This window comes from Pseudoalteromonas sp. SG43-8 (assembly GCF_014164245.1).
Classification (GTDB): domain Bacteria; phylum Pseudomonadota; class Gammaproteobacteria; order Enterobacterales; family Alteromonadaceae; genus Pseudoalteromonas; species Pseudoalteromonas distincta.
The window spans coordinates 164536-180438 of the sequence record NZ_JACJEX010000005.1 but is presented as its reverse complement, the minus strand read 5'-3'; the positions used below and the strand labels follow the sequence as shown (position 1 = coordinate 180438).

Genomic DNA, 15903 nt, shown 5'->3' with positions numbered 1-15903 from the left:
AACTAATTAAAGGTAAAGAGAAGCTTTATGCAAAGAGTATTAGTGGTTGAAGACAGTAAAGTAGTGCAGCAGGTACTTCGCCACTTAACTGCACAATACCTTGATGTGGCAATCGATTTTGCTTGGTCTTTAGCTGAATGTGCCACTTACGTAGAAAAATACGACTACACGCTTGCGTTAGTTGATTTAACCTTGCCAGATGCTCCTCACGGTGAAGTCGCAAAATATACTTTATCTAAAAAGATTCCTACGGTTGTTTTAACCTCAAAAATAGATGAGTACAAGCGCCAACAAATGCTTGAATTAGGTGTAGTTGATTATGTTATTAAAGATAATCGCGACTCTTACCATTACGCCGTTAAACTCGTTGCGCAATTGCTAAGAAACCAAGGTTGTAAAGCATTAGTAGCAGATGATTCATTACTGAGCCGCTCGTTAATGAAGCAAATGCTTGAAAAGCAATTGTTTGATGTGACAGATGCCCACGATGGACAACAAGCACTCGAAATATTAAAAGCTAATCCTGATATAAAGCTACTTATGACCGACTACGCTATGCCTTCTATGGATGGCTTTGAACTTGTAAAAGCGGTACGTAACTTTAGAGGCCGAGACGACTTAGCAATTATTGGCTTGTCGGGCGCGGGGAAACATGGCCTATCAGCGCGATTTATTAAATATGGCGCCAATGACTTTTTAACAAAGCCATTTATGAATGAGGAGTTTCATTGTCGAGTACTTCAAACAATGGAGCAACTATCGTTAATTTCAGATATTAAAGAAAGCGCGCATAGGGATCATTTAACAGGGCTTCATAATCGACGCTATTTTTATCAATATGCAGAAAAGCTCCTTAAAAGTAAAAACCAGAAAAATACTCTCGCATTGTTAGATATCGATTTTTTCAAAAATATTAACGATACATTAGGCCATGAGGGTGGCGATCAGGCTTTAAAGCAGGTTGGTTCATTAATCCGTACTACGTTTTCAAAGTTTACAGTTGCACGGGTTGGTGGAGAAGAGTTTGCCATAATATTACCTGAGATAGAGCTTGAACGTGGTCGTGAATACCTTGAAGCATTTAGAAAAAAGCTGGCTAGTTACGATTTTTCTATCAGCGATAAATCAATTAAAATTACTACAAGTATAGGCTTGGCAGACTTTCAAGACACTAGCTTGACGCAGGCAATGCGTGTTGCTGACAAAGCATTATACGAAGCTAAAAACCAAGGTAGAAACTGCGTGGTATAGCTCTGTTATATAAAGCTAAGCATGCAATTAATATATTGCACGCACCAATGTAGATAACTTGTTAAATTAACGCACCTAATTGGTGCGTTTTTTTTGTTATTTAGTTTCTGTTTTTCACTAACTTATTGTTTTAAAAAATATAAAAATAGTGGCACAAAGGTTGGATTGTTTAACCCAACAGGATAACAATAAAGAGTCCGAGGGGGCCGCTATGAAAATGATTAGTGCAATCATAAAACCATTTAAATTAGACGACGTGCGTGAAGCACTCGCTGATTTAGGAATTGAGGGGATGACAGTAGTTGATGTTAAAGGTTTTGGACGTCAACGAGGTCATACTGAGTTATATCGTGGTGCAGAATACCAAGTAGATTTTATTCCTAAGATCAAACTTGAAATTGCAACTCGTACTGAAAATTGTCAACGCGTTGTTGAAGCAATTACTAAAATTGCATCAACAGGTAAAATCGGTGACGGGAAAATTTTCGTGTACGACTTAGATCAAATTGTTCGTATCCGTACTGGCGAACTTGACGAAGAAGCAATTTAAGGGGGTCTCATGGAAAATACAATAATAGAACTAAAGTTTTCACTCGATACCTTCTATTTTTTAATATCAGGTATATTAGTAATGTGGATGGCAGCAGGTTTTGCCATGTTAGAAGCGGGCTTAGTTCGTTCTAAAAACACAGCTGAAATTTTAACTAAAAATGTCGCGCTGTATTCAATTGCATGTACGATGTTTTTATTAGTTGGCTACAACATTATGTATGTAGACAATGCCGAAGGTGGTTTTATTCCTTCAATAGGCGCTTTAATTGGCACACAAGCTGCTGATGCTGACCATTCTTTAGAATCTGATTTTTTCTTCCAAGTAGTATTTGTTGCAACGGCTATGTCGATTGTATCGGGTGCAGTTGCTGAGCGTATGAAGCTATGGGCTTTCCTTGGCTTTGCTGTAGTACTAACTGGTTTTATTTACCCTATTGAAGGTTACTGGACATGGGGTGGTGGTTTCTTATCTGAAATGGGCTTTGTAGATTTTGCAGGTTCTGCAATTGTACATGGCGCAGGTGCAGCTGCTGCACTAGCGGGTGTGTTAATCCTAGGTGCTCGTAAAGGAAAATATGGTAAAAACGGTGAAATATACCCAATTCCAGGTTCAAACTTACCACTTGCTACACTAGGTACATTTATTTTATGGATGGGTTGGTTTGGCTTTAACGGTGGTTCTCAATTACTACTTTCGGATAAAGAAAACGCAACAGCGGTAGGTCAAATATTACTTAATACTAATGCAGCTGCTGCAATGGGTGCTATTGCTGCACTGTTTGTATGTAAGATACTTTGGGGCAAATCAGATTTAACCATGGTATTAAACGGTGCATTAGCAGGTTTAGTTGTAATTACTGCTGACCCACTTTCACCTTCTCCATTAATGGCATGTTTACTAGGTTTACTTGGTGGCTCATTAGTTGTGTTTAGCATTATAGCACTTGATAAAGTTAAGATTGACGATCCAGTAGGTGCTATCTCTGTACACGGTGTGTGTGGTGCATTAGGTATTATGTTAGTACCGCTAACCAATGGTGATGCAAGCTTTGTTAATCAGTTAATTGGCCTACTTTGTATTCTTGCCTTTGTATTTGTAGCATCATTTATTGTTTGGACTGTGCTTAACAAAACAATGGGTATACGAGTAACTGAAGAGGAAGAACTAAACGGTATGGATCAACACGATTGTGGTATTGAAGCCTACCCAGAGTTTGTTTCTGTTCGAAATAGCTAATAGTTTATTTAAATAATAGTGTGTTTACACAAAGCCCTACTTCGGTAGGGCTTTTTTTGTTTCAGGGGGGGTTAACTTTCGGATGTTAGGATATGCCCAATATGCTAAGCTCACACTCGTGAATAACCCTTGGAACAAATTACACTTAAATGGCCGACAATAAAAAAACACCTACCAGCAAGCCTGCAGCTAAACGTGCTAGTAAATCGTCAAGCACGACAAAAAAAAGCACATCAAAGGGCAGTAAAAAAACAGTGAAGCCCACTGTAAAACGCTCTTTTATGAGAAAAACATGGTCAGTGTTTTGGAAATTCAGCTTGGCTGTTTTTATTGCAATGGCAATGTATTTCATTTATTTAGATTCAAAAACTACACGTATATTTGAAGGTAATAAATGGCAACTTCCAGCGCAAGTGTATGCTCGTTCCATGGAGTTTTATCCGGGGCAATTTTTATCAAGCCAAGAAGTTGTGTTTGAATTAGAGCGTTTACATTATTCATCTGTTAATAGATTAAGCAGAACAGGGCAGTTTGTTAAAACAGCAGATAGCATCAAGATTTATCGCCGTGATTTTGAATTTTATGATGGCCTTGAAGAATCACATATTATTGAACTTCGTTTTGCAGGGCAAAAAGTTGCGACCATTAAAGATAAGTTCGGCAGACGTTTAAACTCTGCTCGCCTAGAACCTGTGCAAATAGCGCGAATTGGCAACGACTCTAAACAAGATAGAGAATTTGTACCGCTAGATAAGTTCCCAGCCATGCTTAAAGATACGCTACTGGTAGTTGAAGACCGTGATTTTTATGATCACCATGGTGTGTCGGTGTTTTCTATTTTACGTGCGCTTTATTCAAATATTAAAGCGGGACGCACCGTTCAAGGTGGCAGTACGCTTACTCAGCAATTAGCTAAAAATATATACCTCACGCGTGAGCGTTCTTTAGTACGAAAAATAAATGAGGCCTTTATTGCCCTTATTTTAGATTATCGCTATTCAAAAGATCAGATATTAGAAGCTTACTTAAATGAGGTATACCTAGGGCAGTCATACAACCAAGGTATCCATGGTATGGGGCTTGCTTCTGACTTTTACTTTTCAAAGCCTGTAGACGAGCTTGAGTACGATCAAATTGCTCTGCTGGTGGCAATGGTTAAAGGCCCATCTTATTACAACCCACGTCGTTATAAAGAGCGCACAATGGAGCGCAGGGACTTAGTGCTGCGTCTAATGGTCGAAAATAAGTTACTTAGCACAAAAGAGTACCGTGCATCGCTTAATCGCCCAATTGATATTGCGCCAATGAAAGCCAGTTTACAAAAATCATACCCAGGCTATTTAGAGCTAGTAAACAGAGAGTTAAATGAATTATTACCTGATCAGCAAACACTTGATGCAGGCGTAAGAGTATTTACTTATTTTGATTTGCAAAAGCAAACAGTAATGGAAGAGTCTATTGAAAAGAGCTTACCGTACTTGGAGAATCGCCCTAGAACTGAAAAACTAGAAGCAGCCATGATCTCTGTTAATGTAGAAAAAGGCGGTGTTTCTGCACTTATTGCTGGTCGCGATGTTCGATATTCAGGATTTAACCGTGTTTTAGACACGAAACGTAATATAGGCTCGCTTGTAAAACCTGCCGTGTATTTAACCGCACTGCAATTGCCACATTATAATTTAGCTACTTTGCTTGATGACTCGCCAGTACAGGTCACAAATGAGCAAGGGAAAGTGTGGCAACCAGAAAATTTTGACCACCAATACCGTGGTGCAATTCCACTTTATAAAGCATTTAGTAACAGTATAAATATCCCAGCGGTTAATTTAGGCCTCGATGTAGGTGTTGATAAAGTAGTAAATACATTGAAAGGTTTAGGCGCAACAGGGGCGATAGACGAATACCCATCGCTGCTTTTAGGGGCTGTTGAAATGTCGAGTTTTGAAGTGGCTCAGCTTTATACAACAATTGCCGCAGATGGCGAATATAAAAAGCTCACTGCAATTTCGGCATTAACTGACTCTGTTGGTAAAGTACTTTATAAGCATAAAGTAAATGCAGAGCCTCGTTTTGATAAATCTGCAATGTATATGACCAAATACGCGATGAAACGCGTAACGAAAGATGGCACTGCTAAACGCTTAAATTTACACTTTCCGTCAATCCAGCTCGCTGGTAAAACAGGGACCAGCAACGATTTACGTGATAGTTGGTTTGCAGGCTTTGATCAAAATACAGTGACTGTTGCGTGGCTTGGTCGAGATGACAACAAAAGCACTGGTTTAACAGGCAGCGTAGGCGCATTAGAAGCGTATATTCGTTACTTAAAGCCGCTTAACCCACAAGCAATAGCTGATACTCGTCCACCATCAATTCGCTGGGCATTTGTAAATGAGCAAACGGGTAAGCAGGCACCACCAGGATGTGGCAAGGTGATTCAGCTACCGCTTAGGGCGAGTGAGTTCGAGCCTAGGCCGCAATGCATACGTTAATTTAAGATTACTTTAAACAACAAAGCCGCTTATTTAGCGGCTTTGTTGTAAGTTGTAGTTAACGCTTAAGACTTAAAAAACTGCATTGATTTGGTTAAATCATTAGATAAGCGACTTAATTGCTGTGCATCTTGTAGCGTTGATTGAGCCGATGTTAGCGTTTGATCTGCTAAATTACTCACTTCTTGCGAATCATTTAATGCTTGTGTTGTTGCATTTGATTGCTGTTTAACACGCTCTGCAATTACTTCTCCTTGATGTTTAATATCGCCCATACTTTGCTCTGCACTTTGCAATACTTCATTGGTTTGATTGGCTGCTTTTACTGATTGCTCCATTTTTTCAACACTTGAGCGCATTTTTTGCTGGGTGTCGTCAGATGCTTGTTGTAAAGAGCTAATAATTTGATGTATTTCTTGGGTTTGTGTTTGTGTACGCTGAGCAAGTGTTCTTACCTCATCAGCTACAACGGCAAATCCACGACCATGCTCGCCAGCTCGCGCGGCTTCAATAGCGGCATTAAGTGCAAGCAAGTTTGTTTGATCGGCTATTTCACTGATCCCTTTACTTACTTTGCTAATTTCTTGGCTATCTTGTGCTAGTTTATCGAGCGCTTGTTGGCTCTCTGCAAATTCAATTTGGAGGTCTTGCATATATTTAGCAAGCTCCATTGTATTGTCTGAACCTTGTTTCACATGAGCTGCAGCATCTTGCGCGGTGAGCGTAGCTTGATGCGCAGACTCTTCAACTGCAAGTGCGTTTTGAGCCATATCGCTTAGTGCATTATAAATAGCATTTACTCGAATTTGCTGTTTTGAAACATCACTGCTTGTTTCGCTACTCGCATGTGATAGCGATTTAGTTGCGCCGCATAGCTCTTCTGTACTTGCTTTAACATCAAATAATAAATGTGAAAATGCATTAAGTAATGCATTGTAGCGCGATGCAATAATTCCCATTTCATCATTAGTACTCGAATCGATAGTTGCATTTAAGTCGCCATTCGCGGCTCTATTCGCGGCATCAGCAAAGCGATTAATGGTATCAACGACTGCAAAATAGAAACCAATCATCAAATAAAAAGCAAATAGCAAACTGATTAATGAAGCAGCTAAAACAAGATTTCGTGTCCACTGCTGAGTTTGTAGTTTTGCCTCAATAAGGCTCTCAAGTGTTGGAATGCTCTTACTAACAAGTTGATTAATACTACTGTGAACGTTGTTTGTTAGCTTAGTGAACTCTGCTTGAGTTAATAGAATATCGTCTGGCTCAAGTAGTTTTTCATCTATCGCTCTTTTAAATGCACCCACAGCACTGTGTAAATTAGTTAAAGGAGGCATGAGCGCTTTGTTTACTGATTTATCTGCATTGGTGGCTACATTGAGTATTTTATCGAGTTGTTTTTCGTATAAAGGAAGTGACTTACTAAAATTTGAAAGTGCTATAAACGTATCGGGCGTAAAACGGTTACTAGCCAAAACAGTATTAGCACTTTGCGCTGTTGAGTTTATTTGCATTATAAGTGCAGGAATTGGCGTGACTAAAGAGCGGTTTACATAAGCGCTTGCTAATTGACTGTCTAAGGCTAGATTTGATTGAATAGAAACAAGTTCAAGTACTTCATTTGCTTGATCATCCTTTATGTCAAAGCCGAGTGAACGAGCTATTTTTATATTTTGATTCGTATCTCCCTGCATTTGATTTGAAAGTATAGATCTGTAGCCTTTTAAGCCTTGCTGCTGCATTTTTGAAACAGCAATACTTTCACTTAATAACGAGACTAAAAAAAACAAACTAAGTGCTAGAGGAACGAGTAAAATTCCAAACATTAAGCTGATTTTAGTTTTGTATTTTAAGTTTGCCATTAGTTGGATAGCGGGAAAAGAAAATTGGCGTAATCCTGACATAAGGCTCTCTTGTATTTTTTGTAATTAGGGTAAAGGTGAATAGACCTTGTTATGCTTAATTATCATTCATTTATAGTACATTACAAATAAAAAAAGCCCTTTCGGGCTTTTTTCAATCTTTAGTCTTAATTACATACTTAAAAACAAGTGGTTACAAATGTATAAATAGTAATTTTTAGCTTAAAGTTTAGCAAACGAGCGTTCCGCCGCCGCTATTGTGTTTTTTACTTCTTGTTCAGTATGCGCAGCACATACAAAACCAGCCTCAAATGCTGATGGGGCAAGGTAAACGCCTTCTTCAAGCATAAGGTGGAAAAAACGTTTGAAGCGCTCTAAGTCACACTCAGTTGCTTGCTTGTAGGTTGTTACTTTTTCAGCATCAGTAAAAAAGAATCCATACATGCCGCCCGCATAGTTAGTTGTTAGCGCAACACCGGCTTTTTTAGCACCAGCTTCAAAGCCTTCACAAATTGCTTTTGAAATAGCTTCTAACTTATCGTGAAGGCCAGGCTCACTTAATAGCTCAAGTGATTTTAAACCTGCAGCCATTGCAATAGGGTTACCAGAAAGAGTACCTGCTTGGTAAACTGGTCCTACAGGCGCAATGTAATCCATTATTTCAGTTTTACCACCAAACGCGCCAACTGGCATGCCGCCGCCAATTACTTTACCTAAACACGTAAGATCTGGTTTAATGTTGTAATAAGCTTGTGCACCGCCAAGTGCAACACGAAAGCCTGTCATTACTTCATCAAAAATAAGTACTGATTTATATTCGTCACATACATCACGCAAACCTTCTAAAAAGCCAGGCACTGGTGGAATACAGTTCATATTACCGGCTACTGGCTCTACAATAATACAGGCAATTTCGTCTGCGTATTTTGCAAAAATAGCTTTTACTTCATCTAGATTATTAAACGAAACTGTAAGTGTATGCTTAGCAAAGTCTTCAGGAATACCTGGAGAATTAGGTACACCCATTGTTAGTGCACCAGAGCCTGCCTTAACTAATAACGAGTCAGCGTGACCGTGGTAACAACCTTCAAATTTTAATATTTTATCGCGACCGGTAAAGCCACGTGCTAAACGAATTGCACTCATTGTCGCTTCAGTGCCTGAGCTAACCATGCGTACTTTTTCGATTGATGGAACTAGCTCTTTTACTTTTTCAGCCATTAATATTTCGGCTTCAGTTGGTGCGCCATAGCTAAGGCCATTTTCTACAGCTTCGTGTACAGCTTGTTTAATTGCAGGGTGATTATGGCCCATGATCATAGGCCCCCAAGAGCCAACATAATCAATGTAACGATTACCGTCGGCATCAAATGTAAACGCGCCTTCTGCTTTTGTAATGAATAGTGGCGTACCGCCTACACCATTAAAAGCACGAACTGGTGAGTTTACGCCACCAGGAATAGAAGCTTGGGCGCGTTCAAATAAGTCTTGGCTAATTGTCATGAAAAATCCTATAAATTGTCACTTAAAAGGGGGTTAGCTGTCGCGTTTGCGGCTAAACCAAGGTACGTCTACTTCATACTTATCGACTTTGTTTTCTACGCCGAGTGTTAAAGCAAACAGTGCCATACGAATTAATACGCCGTTTTGTACCTGGCGAAATATTGCTAAATTGTCGTTACTGTTTAAGTCGTTATCAAGCTCGTTGGCTTCTAAGCGACTGTCACGTGGAAGAGGATGCATTAATACAGAGTTAGGCTTACAGTGAGCGCTGTAAATAGATTGGCTAATCCTAAAGCCGCCACGGTATTTATTTGCTTCTTCTTGCGATGGAAAACGCTCTTCTTGAATACGTGTTTGGTAAACAATATCGGCTGCTAAATTGCCTTCCATCTTATTTACTAGCTCAATTTTATGGCCAGCATTTTCTACTGCATCTAAAATGCTTGTTGGCATTTGTAAGCCATCAGGCGCGACCATCGAAAACTTTACGTTTTTATAATGGCACAATAGTTTAGATAAAGAATGCACTGTGCGGCCATACTTTAAATCGCCCACAAGCGCTATATGCATACCATCAATATTTTGACCAAAACGATGTAATTCGCGCTCAATGGTTAATAAGTCAAGCAATGCTTGAGTAGGGTGCTCATTTGGGCCGTCGCCGCCATTAATAACCGGCACAGTACAGCCATCAGCAAATTCACTTACCGAGCCTGCATCAGGATGGCGCATAGCAACAGCGTCAGCATAAGCTGAAATAACGCGGGCGGTATCGTAAAGAGACTCACCCTTAGCAAGGGCTGAACTTTGCATACCTGTAGTTTCACGTACGCCACCGCCAAGTAAGTTAAAGGCGGTGCCAAAGCTAACTCGTGTACGAGTGCTTGGTTCAAAAAACAAATTAGCTAAAATAGCGCCTTCTAGCACCGTAGTTTGCTTTTGCTTTTTAGCATAAGGCTCCATTTTTTTTGCTACTGCAAAAATACGTTCAATGCAGTCTCTGTCTAGCTGATTTACAGACAGTATATGCTCACCTTGGAAACTTAACATGGGGTTATTCCTAATCAATCAAATGGGCGCGATAATCCATAAATGGAGCACGCAATCGCGCGTGTTAAAGCAAGTATTGTAAATTGCAGCGAAGTTTAACATGCGCCGCAAAGCTTATAAATTAGGTTTTATTACCGCAAGCGCCACTATGATGAGCAACGCAATAACTGGGAGCTCATTAAAAATACGGTAAAAGCGGTCTGTCTTAGTGTTGCGGTCATGTTTAAAGTCATTTAATAACTTAAAACAGTAGCCGTGGTATATATATAATATGATCACAAGCACTAGCTTATAGTGCAACCACATACTGTATCTAAACCAATCACGACCATATTCAACAATGGTCAATACACCAAATACAGCGGTTAATACAGCAAATGGGGTAACGAAATAAAGTAGTCTGCGCTCCATAACTTTTAACATAGAGTTGCATGATCTTTCCTCGCTCATAGCGTGATATACAAATAATCGAGGCAAGTAAAAAATACCGGCAAACCACGCAATCATAAAAAATATGTGGAGTGTTTTATAAATCAATAATGCGCTCATAATAGTCCTTATTGTTTAAAGTAAGCTGTTACGAATGGTTAAAATATGATGAATTTGATCCCAGCGTAATAGCCCCATAATTTGTTGATTATCTAAAAGGTTATAAACGTAAAGCGCGCCACTTCTTTTATCTTTTAGGATATCGAAAGCATCGGCTAGGGTGGCCTGACTACTGATGCCCTGCAAGCTAATATAATTTATATTTATTGTTTCATTAGACATTAGCGTTAAATCGTATTCAGCGAGACGATAGCCATTTTCTTCGTCAAAAACAATTAACGGAGTTTGGCTATCCATGGCATCTAATGTGCTTTTTATTTGCACTTTGTCGTCAGAATAAAGCAATTTAAAGTCTTCATCCATATCATCCATTATCCCCACTTTTTGTAATGCTTCGGTAGCGGGAGATACATGGTACGGTAATCCCTGAAAATCTAGTTGCTGCAAAAATATGGAGCGATTTCCAAAAAACTGTAATGCTGTTACATAGGCCGTGGTGATCACAAGCATAGCTGGAACAATTATCTCAGGTGACGATGTAAGCTCCATGACCGTTGTTAAAGCAGCTAGTGGCGCATGCAACGTGGCGGCCATTAATCCGGCCATACCTAACACGCCATAAGTACCCGCTATATCAGTGCCAGGACTAATAAACTGAGCAAAAAAAGCCATTAGAGTACCAATTAATACGCCAAGTCCAATTACCGGACCAATTAAACCACCTGGTATACCCAAACCGATAGCAAACAATGTAGCAAGTAGTTTAGCGATTAAAATAGTTGTGAGTAGCTTTACGTCATCAGGAGATTCAACCGCGATAGTTATTGCGCTCATACCAGAGCCCATAGCATGAGGTACTGCGTAAGCTATTAAGCTGGCAATGCATCCTGCAATTAATAAACGAGGGAACATACTTAAAGGTTTAAATGTTTTAATAATTAGCATTAAGTTTTGATTAAAGCTAAATGCAATAGCACCCAGCGCCATGCCGCATAATATTAAATAAGGGTAATGCCAACCACTCAATGGCGCTATGGTAATGAGTGCAAGCTCTGAACCTTCACCAAAAACAAACTGTGTTGCCAGTGCGCCAGTAACAGCGGCAAGCATGATAGGTACAAATATATGTACTTTATATTCACGAAGTACCACTTCCATTACAAAAATAACGGCTGCAAGTGGAGTATTAAACGACGCGGCTATACCTGCCGCTACTCCACAACCACTTAGAGTGCGCATGGCATTATGCGGTAAATGCAGCTTATCTGCCAAAATACTCGCCCCCGTTGCGCCCATATGCACGGAAGGCCCTTCTCGGCCAACTGAAAAACCGCTAATGAGAGCAAGTGCGCCACCAACAAATTGATTAACCGTATTGTATAAAGGCATTTGCCCGTAGTGACGTTTAATTCTGTGTATAACGAAGGGAATACCCAAGCGGTAATGTTTAAACCCAGTAAAGGCAGCAAACGTGGCTATTAGTAATGCAGCAATTAAAGGCATTAGTACACGTTCAAGTGTTGGTAGGGTAGTAAAGTCGTCAGGTGTTTCTAAAAATAAGCTTTGGAAAAACAGAATGGTTAAGCGAAATAGAATAATAAAAAATGCAGCAATTAATCCGGCAACTACGCCTAATAAGCATAATTGTACAGATGTTTTAGGTTTTGCCAGCCGACGCCTGAGTTGCTCAAGCCACATGCATAATTCCTCGCTGTATTTTTCAGCAGCATTTTAGCAAAAGAGTTTAGCTAAGTCCTTGTGATTTTGAAATTTTCGTAACTTATATTAACAATTTGCAGTGAAGATTAAGACCTATTGCCTATAACTAAAATATTTAATGAGTTTATAGCGTATAAAGGTCGCTTTTAGTTTGCTTAAGTATTATTTTAGCTAGTTAATGTTTGGCCACTTTTTTACTAATTTATAGGTATAACTTAGAGGAAAGAGTTGTTTTACTATACTTGATTAAAACACTCGGGTATTAGATAATCACGCCATTGCGATATTGAGGGTTTTAAAATGTCTGAAGAATTACCAATTAAGTTTAGCGATGCAGCTGCTGTTCGTGTTAAACAGTTAATCGACGAAGAAGAAAACCCAGACTTAAAACTGCGTGTTTATGTAACAGGCGGTGGTTGTTCTGGTTTTCAATATGGTTTTACTTTTGATGAAAAAGCTAATCCTGGCGATTTAGAAATTGTAAAAAATGGTGTAACACTCGTTATTGATCCAATGAGCATTCAATATTTGGTTGATGGTGAGGTTGATTACACTGAAGGATTAGAAGGCGCACGCTTTTTTGTATCTAATCCAAATGCAACAACAACCTGTGGTTGTGGTGCAAGCTTTAGCGTTTAACAGCCAAACGCTAAATAGAATAAAGCCGCTTTTGCGGCTTTTTTAATGCCTACAAATCAGTTGGTGCGTATTCGGTAATTTGCATTATCAATACAAAAAAGCCGAGCACAAAGGCTGAAAACGCTAAAATATACATAAAGCCTTTTTTACCTTGTTTAATTGGTACGCCGTTGTGGCGCAAAAAAAAGTACCAACCTAAACACAACACGATAGGTAATAAAAAAAGAAGTCTGAACATTACTTGGCCTTTTTAGTGCAAATTATTGCTTAATAATAAACGTGTAACATTAAAATGGAACAAATATGTTATAAATATTTTTAAGCTGTTTTATGAAGGTAATATTATTTTTTTAATATTTTCTGATAACTTAGGTCAAATATTCAGTGTTTATAAATGTTCGTTCAGGTTGATTTTGTACCGAGTATGTAATTAATTATTTAACCAAAGTGTTAATAGTATATAATGTATCCAAGAATGAGACGGGCAAAATTTCATTCTCAATAAAAACAAATCTTTACCATATTATTAGCGTAGTTTTTAGCTGTGTTGGTGGAGTGAGTAGCAACACATGCTTTATTAAGCAATAGCTTGCTATTGAAAGTATGACTGCTTACCTGCCTACGGCTATTGATGGAAACTACTGCTTTAATGGGTACGTCAAATCATCTAGTAGGAGATGTAAAATGATGGGCAAAACAGTTTCTTCTGAAGAAAATGCAAAGCTAACAAAGTGGCTTAAAACTAAGCGCCATGAAAAGGGTCATACAATGCGAAGCCTAGCACAAGTGCTTGGAACGCCTCATTCATTTATCGGCAAGATTGAAAATCAAGAACGCCGTTTAGATGTCATTGAGTTTGTTCGCTATTGTACAGCTCTAGAAGTTGATCCACATGAAGCACTTAGCTTGCTAAAAGTAGATTAACTCAATAATTGCTTAGTACACTTTAAGGGGCACTTGATAGTGCTAAGCAATATGTTAATGCAGGGATGCATTAAATATTTTTGTGGTAATTCTTCTCAAGCTCATACAACTTATGCCTAATCAGATATAAAAATATCAACGAGGGTAAAACCATTAAGGCTGTTAAAATAAAGAACAGCGACCAATTTCCCATTAACCAATCATCAATTACTACACCACTGTAGCTTGAAAGCAATGTTCGTCCTAAATTCCCTAATGACGCCAGTAATGCATAGTGCGTTGCACTAAATGCTCTATCGCATAACATCGATATAAAGGCCACCATAGCGACCAACGACCACGCTTGCGTAAAGCCATCAATAACAATAGCAAAGGCATACAGCCTTAGGTCAGGGCCAACTAAAGCAATCCACGAGAAGGCTAAGTTTGAAGCAGCCATTGCAATACCACTTACAAATAAACCCTTAACAATGCCATATTTTTGATTAAATAAACTGCCAACAAAGGTAAATATGATTGTAAGTACCGCTGTACCTACCTTCGAAAATGTAGCTATATCGCTATTACTAAAACCAATTTCTTTATAAAACACAATTGACATGCGCCCTAAAAACGCTTCGCCTATTTTAAATAAGAAAATAAACGCAAGTAATGCTAGTGCTGTTTTAACGCCATTTTTAGTAAAAAAAGCTCTAAAGGGATCAATAACGGTTACCGCAAGCCACGCAACAGTTTTTGTTAAAGGAGTTTGTTTTGTAGATGACAGTTTTTCAAGGTACACACGCTCAAGCTCAGCATGTACTGCTTCGCGGTTAGTTTCGGGCTCTTTTGCAAACAGTGCTCCACTCATTAACAGCAGCATTACGGCAGCTAAAAAGTAATAAATTTGTGGCCAGTCGAGTGAGGGGATATCGGCCATGTAAAATGGAATGGCGCCTAAAAGTGCATAACCTGTCCACCAACCCGAAGTTGCCATGGCGGCTGCAGCGGTTGCTTTGTGCGATTCGCTTTCGCTTAGGGTATCTATTCTAAAGGCATCAATAGCAATGTCTTGAGTAGCCGAAGCAATGGCGATTAATAAACAAATCGCAGCAACAATTGCCAAATTAGCTTTTAAATCAAGCCCTGCTAATAGCAAGGTGCCAATAAAAATAAAACTTTGGCAAAATAGTATCCAACTGCGACGTTGGCCTAGCCATTTATATAAAATAGGAAGTTTTGTACGGTCAATGAGTGGCGACCACAAAAAGTTTATGCTGTAAGCGCCAAATACAATGCCAAATAGGCCTATCATACTGCGACTTAGCCCTTCATCTTTTAGCCAAGCAGACATAACAGAGCCAATTAAAACCCACGGAAAACCGCTACTCATACCAAATATGAAAATGTGGATTAAGCGTTTGTCTTTAAAGTAAGAAAAATATTCGCTAATAGAGAGAGATTTGCTCATAGGGCCTTCATTGGCTTTGATGCAGAGCAGCTAAGCTGCTCTTAAAAAATTATAGTGGGACTTGTTCAAGCACTTTAATGTTTAAGATGACAACAGGTTTTTTAGGTACGAAATCGTAGCCAATTTTTTCATTAAAACCGGTTTCAACAGTCATAATTTTATCAAGCGTGTCGTAACCATCCATTACGCTACCAAATACAGCAAAGCCCCAATCTTTCCCTGGATTTAAGTGATCGTTATTATCCATATTAAAAAAGAATTGGCGAGTTCCTGAGTGCGGTTGTCTATCTTGATAGGCCATAGCAATGCTATACATATCGTTTTTTAAACCATTACCGCTTTCATTAAAAATAGGGTCATTTTCATGTAAGCCATCATAGTCTTTATCGTAACCGCCACCTTGAATAACAAAGTCGCGATCATTTTCTACATCGCGCTCAATACGGTGAAAAACGCTGCCTTGATAACTTTTGTCTGACACGTAAGTTAAAAAATTATTGACTGTGATGGGCGCTTTAGAACGATCTAGCTCAACCACGATGCTACCCATTGAGGTTACAATTTCTACGCGTGGAAAAATGTTGTCCTTTTGCACAAAGCGGCCTTCTTGGGCTGCTAAGCTACTTACACTAAAGAATAGGCCTAAGCAGATTAAAAAAAGTCGTTTCATAG

The 15903-nt window shown here is 39.0% G+C and carries 14 protein-coding genes; 6 read left to right on the top strand and 8 right to left on the bottom strand.

The window, feature by feature from the left end:
* Positions 1–27 precede the first annotated feature (27 nt).
* From H5122_RS11850 to mrcB, 4 genes are all read left to right on the top strand, one after another.
* Complete coding sequence (locus tag H5122_RS11850) at positions 28–1251, top strand: diguanylate cyclase domain-containing protein (protein WP_182670815.1); 1224 nt, start codon at positions 28–30, stop codon at positions 1249–1251.
* 211 nt (positions 1252–1462) lie between these two features.
* Positions 1463–1801, top strand: a complete 339-nt coding sequence (locus tag H5122_RS11845; RefSeq protein WP_004587162.1) for a P-II family nitrogen regulator — start codon at positions 1463–1465, stop codon at positions 1799–1801.
* 9 nt (positions 1802–1810) lie between these two features.
* A complete protein-coding gene (locus tag H5122_RS11840; RefSeq protein ID WP_182670816.1) occupies positions 1811–3040 on the top strand; it encodes an ammonium transporter in 1230 nt (409 codons plus the stop codon).
* Between the two features lie 149 nt (positions 3041–3189).
* Complete coding sequence (mrcB, locus tag H5122_RS11835) at positions 3190–5532, top strand: penicillin-binding protein 1B (RefSeq protein WP_182682187.1); 2343 nt, start codon at positions 3190–3192, stop codon at positions 5530–5532.
* Positions 5533–5597: 65 nt separating this feature from the next.
* Here mrcB and H5122_RS11830 read toward each other — a convergent pair whose 3' ends face one another.
* The 5 genes from H5122_RS11830 to H5122_RS11810 all read right to left on the bottom strand — a co-directional run bounded on the left by H5122_RS11830 (position 5598) and on the right by H5122_RS11810 (position 12197).
* On the bottom strand, positions 5598–7439 hold the full coding sequence (locus H5122_RS11830; protein WP_182682188.1) for a methyl-accepting chemotaxis protein: 1842 nt from the start codon (positions 7437–7439) through the stop codon (positions 5598–5600).
* A gap of 180 nt (positions 7440–7619) precedes the next feature.
* Positions 7620–8900, bottom strand: coding sequence for a glutamate-1-semialdehyde 2,1-aminomutase (gene hemL, locus H5122_RS11825; protein WP_024604975.1), 1281 nt, complete (start codon positions 8898–8900; stop codon positions 7620–7622).
* 33 nt (positions 8901–8933) lie between these two features.
* The gene (locus H5122_RS11820; RefSeq protein ID WP_002958914.1) at positions 8934–9950 is read right to left on the bottom strand and encodes an aspartate carbamoyltransferase; all 1017 of its coding nucleotides are present in this window, start codon (positions 9948–9950) and stop codon (positions 8934–8936) included.
* A 114-nt stretch (positions 9951–10064) separates the two neighbouring features.
* On the bottom strand, positions 10065–10499 hold the full coding sequence (locus H5122_RS11815) for a CopD family protein (RefSeq protein WP_002958913.1): 435 nt from the start codon (positions 10497–10499) through the stop codon (positions 10065–10067).
* Positions 10500–10514: 15 nt separating this feature from the next.
* On the bottom strand, positions 10515–12197 hold the full coding sequence (locus H5122_RS11810; RefSeq protein ID WP_182682189.1) for a chloride channel protein: 1683 nt from the start codon (positions 12195–12197) through the stop codon (positions 10515–10517).
* A gap of 321 nt (positions 12198–12518) precedes the next feature.
* Here H5122_RS11810 and erpA point away from each other — a divergent pair, with 321 nt between their 5' ends.
* Complete coding sequence (erpA, locus tag H5122_RS11805; protein WP_002958911.1) at positions 12519–12857, top strand: iron-sulfur cluster insertion protein ErpA; 339 nt, start codon at positions 12519–12521, stop codon at positions 12855–12857.
* Between the two features lie 49 nt (positions 12858–12906).
* Here the strand turns inward: erpA and H5122_RS11800 are convergent, their stop codons facing one another.
* Positions 12907–13095 (bottom strand): hypothetical protein, encoded by a 189-nt coding sequence (locus tag H5122_RS11800; protein ID WP_024596569.1) that lies wholly within the window; start codon positions 13093–13095, stop codon positions 12907–12909.
* Positions 13096–13541: 446 nt separating this feature from the next.
* Here H5122_RS11800 and H5122_RS11795 point away from each other — a divergent pair, with 446 nt between their 5' ends.
* On the top strand, positions 13542–13781 hold the full coding sequence (locus H5122_RS11795; protein WP_002958908.1) for a helix-turn-helix domain-containing protein: 240 nt from the start codon (positions 13542–13544) through the stop codon (positions 13779–13781).
* A 70-nt stretch (positions 13782–13851) separates the two neighbouring features.
* On the opposite strand, the gene H5122_RS11790 is transcribed toward H5122_RS11795, so the two are convergent.
* Together H5122_RS11790 and H5122_RS11785 are read right to left on the bottom strand one after the other, a co-directional pair.
* Positions 13852–15231, bottom strand: a complete 1380-nt coding sequence (locus H5122_RS11790; protein WP_002958907.1) for an AmpG family muropeptide MFS transporter — start codon at positions 15229–15231, stop codon at positions 13852–13854.
* A 49-nt stretch (positions 15232–15280) separates the two neighbouring features.
* Complete coding sequence (locus H5122_RS11785) at positions 15281–15901, bottom strand: peptidylprolyl isomerase (RefSeq protein ID WP_002958906.1); 621 nt, start codon at positions 15899–15901, stop codon at positions 15281–15283.
* Between the last annotated feature and the right edge of the window lie 2 nt (positions 15902–15903).

Bases quoted from the DNA above. Each gene is read 5' to 3' on its own strand.
- H5122_RS11850 (WP_182670815.1), top strand. From the start codon at position 28: ATGCAAAGAGTATTAGTGGTTGAAGACAGTAAAGTAGTGCAGCAGGTA.
- H5122_RS11845 (WP_004587162.1), top strand. From the start codon at position 1,463: ATGAAAATGATTAGTGCAATCATAAAACCATTTAAATTAGACGACGTG.
- H5122_RS11840 (WP_182670816.1), top strand. From the start codon at position 1,811: ATGGAAAATACAATAATAGAACTAAAGTTTTCACTCGATACCTTCTAT.
- mrcB (WP_182682187.1), top strand. From the start codon at position 3,190: ATGGCCGACAATAAAAAAACACCTACCAGCAAGCCTGCAGCTAAACGT.
- H5122_RS11830 (WP_182682188.1), bottom strand. From the start codon at position 7,439: ATGTCAGGATTACGCCAATTTTCTTTTCCCGCTATCCAACTAATGGCA.
- hemL (WP_024604975.1), bottom strand. From the start codon at position 8,900: ATGACAATTAGCCAAGACTTATTTGAACGCGCCCAAGCTTCTATTCCT.
- H5122_RS11820 (WP_002958914.1), bottom strand. From the start codon at position 9,950: ATGTTAAGTTTCCAAGGTGAGCATATACTGTCTGTAAATCAGCTAGAC.
- H5122_RS11815 (WP_002958913.1), bottom strand. From the start codon at position 10,499: ATGAGCGCATTATTGATTTATAAAACACTCCACATATTTTTTATGATT.
- H5122_RS11810 (WP_182682189.1), bottom strand. From the start codon at position 12,197: ATGTGGCTTGAGCAACTCAGGCGTCGGCTGGCAAAACCTAAAACATCT.
- erpA (WP_002958911.1), top strand. From the start codon at position 12,519: ATGTCTGAAGAATTACCAATTAAGTTTAGCGATGCAGCTGCTGTTCGT.
- H5122_RS11800 (WP_024596569.1), bottom strand. From the start codon at position 13,095: ATGTTCAGACTTCTTTTTTTATTACCTATCGTGTTGTGTTTAGGTTGG.
- H5122_RS11795 (WP_002958908.1), top strand. From the start codon at position 13,542: ATGATGGGCAAAACAGTTTCTTCTGAAGAAAATGCAAAGCTAACAAAG.
- H5122_RS11790 (WP_002958907.1), bottom strand. From the start codon at position 15,231: ATGAGCAAATCTCTCTCTATTAGCGAATATTTTTCTTACTTTAAAGAC.
- H5122_RS11785 (WP_002958906.1), bottom strand. From the start codon at position 15,901: ATGAAACGACTTTTTTTAATCTGCTTAGGCCTATTCTTTAGTGTAAGT.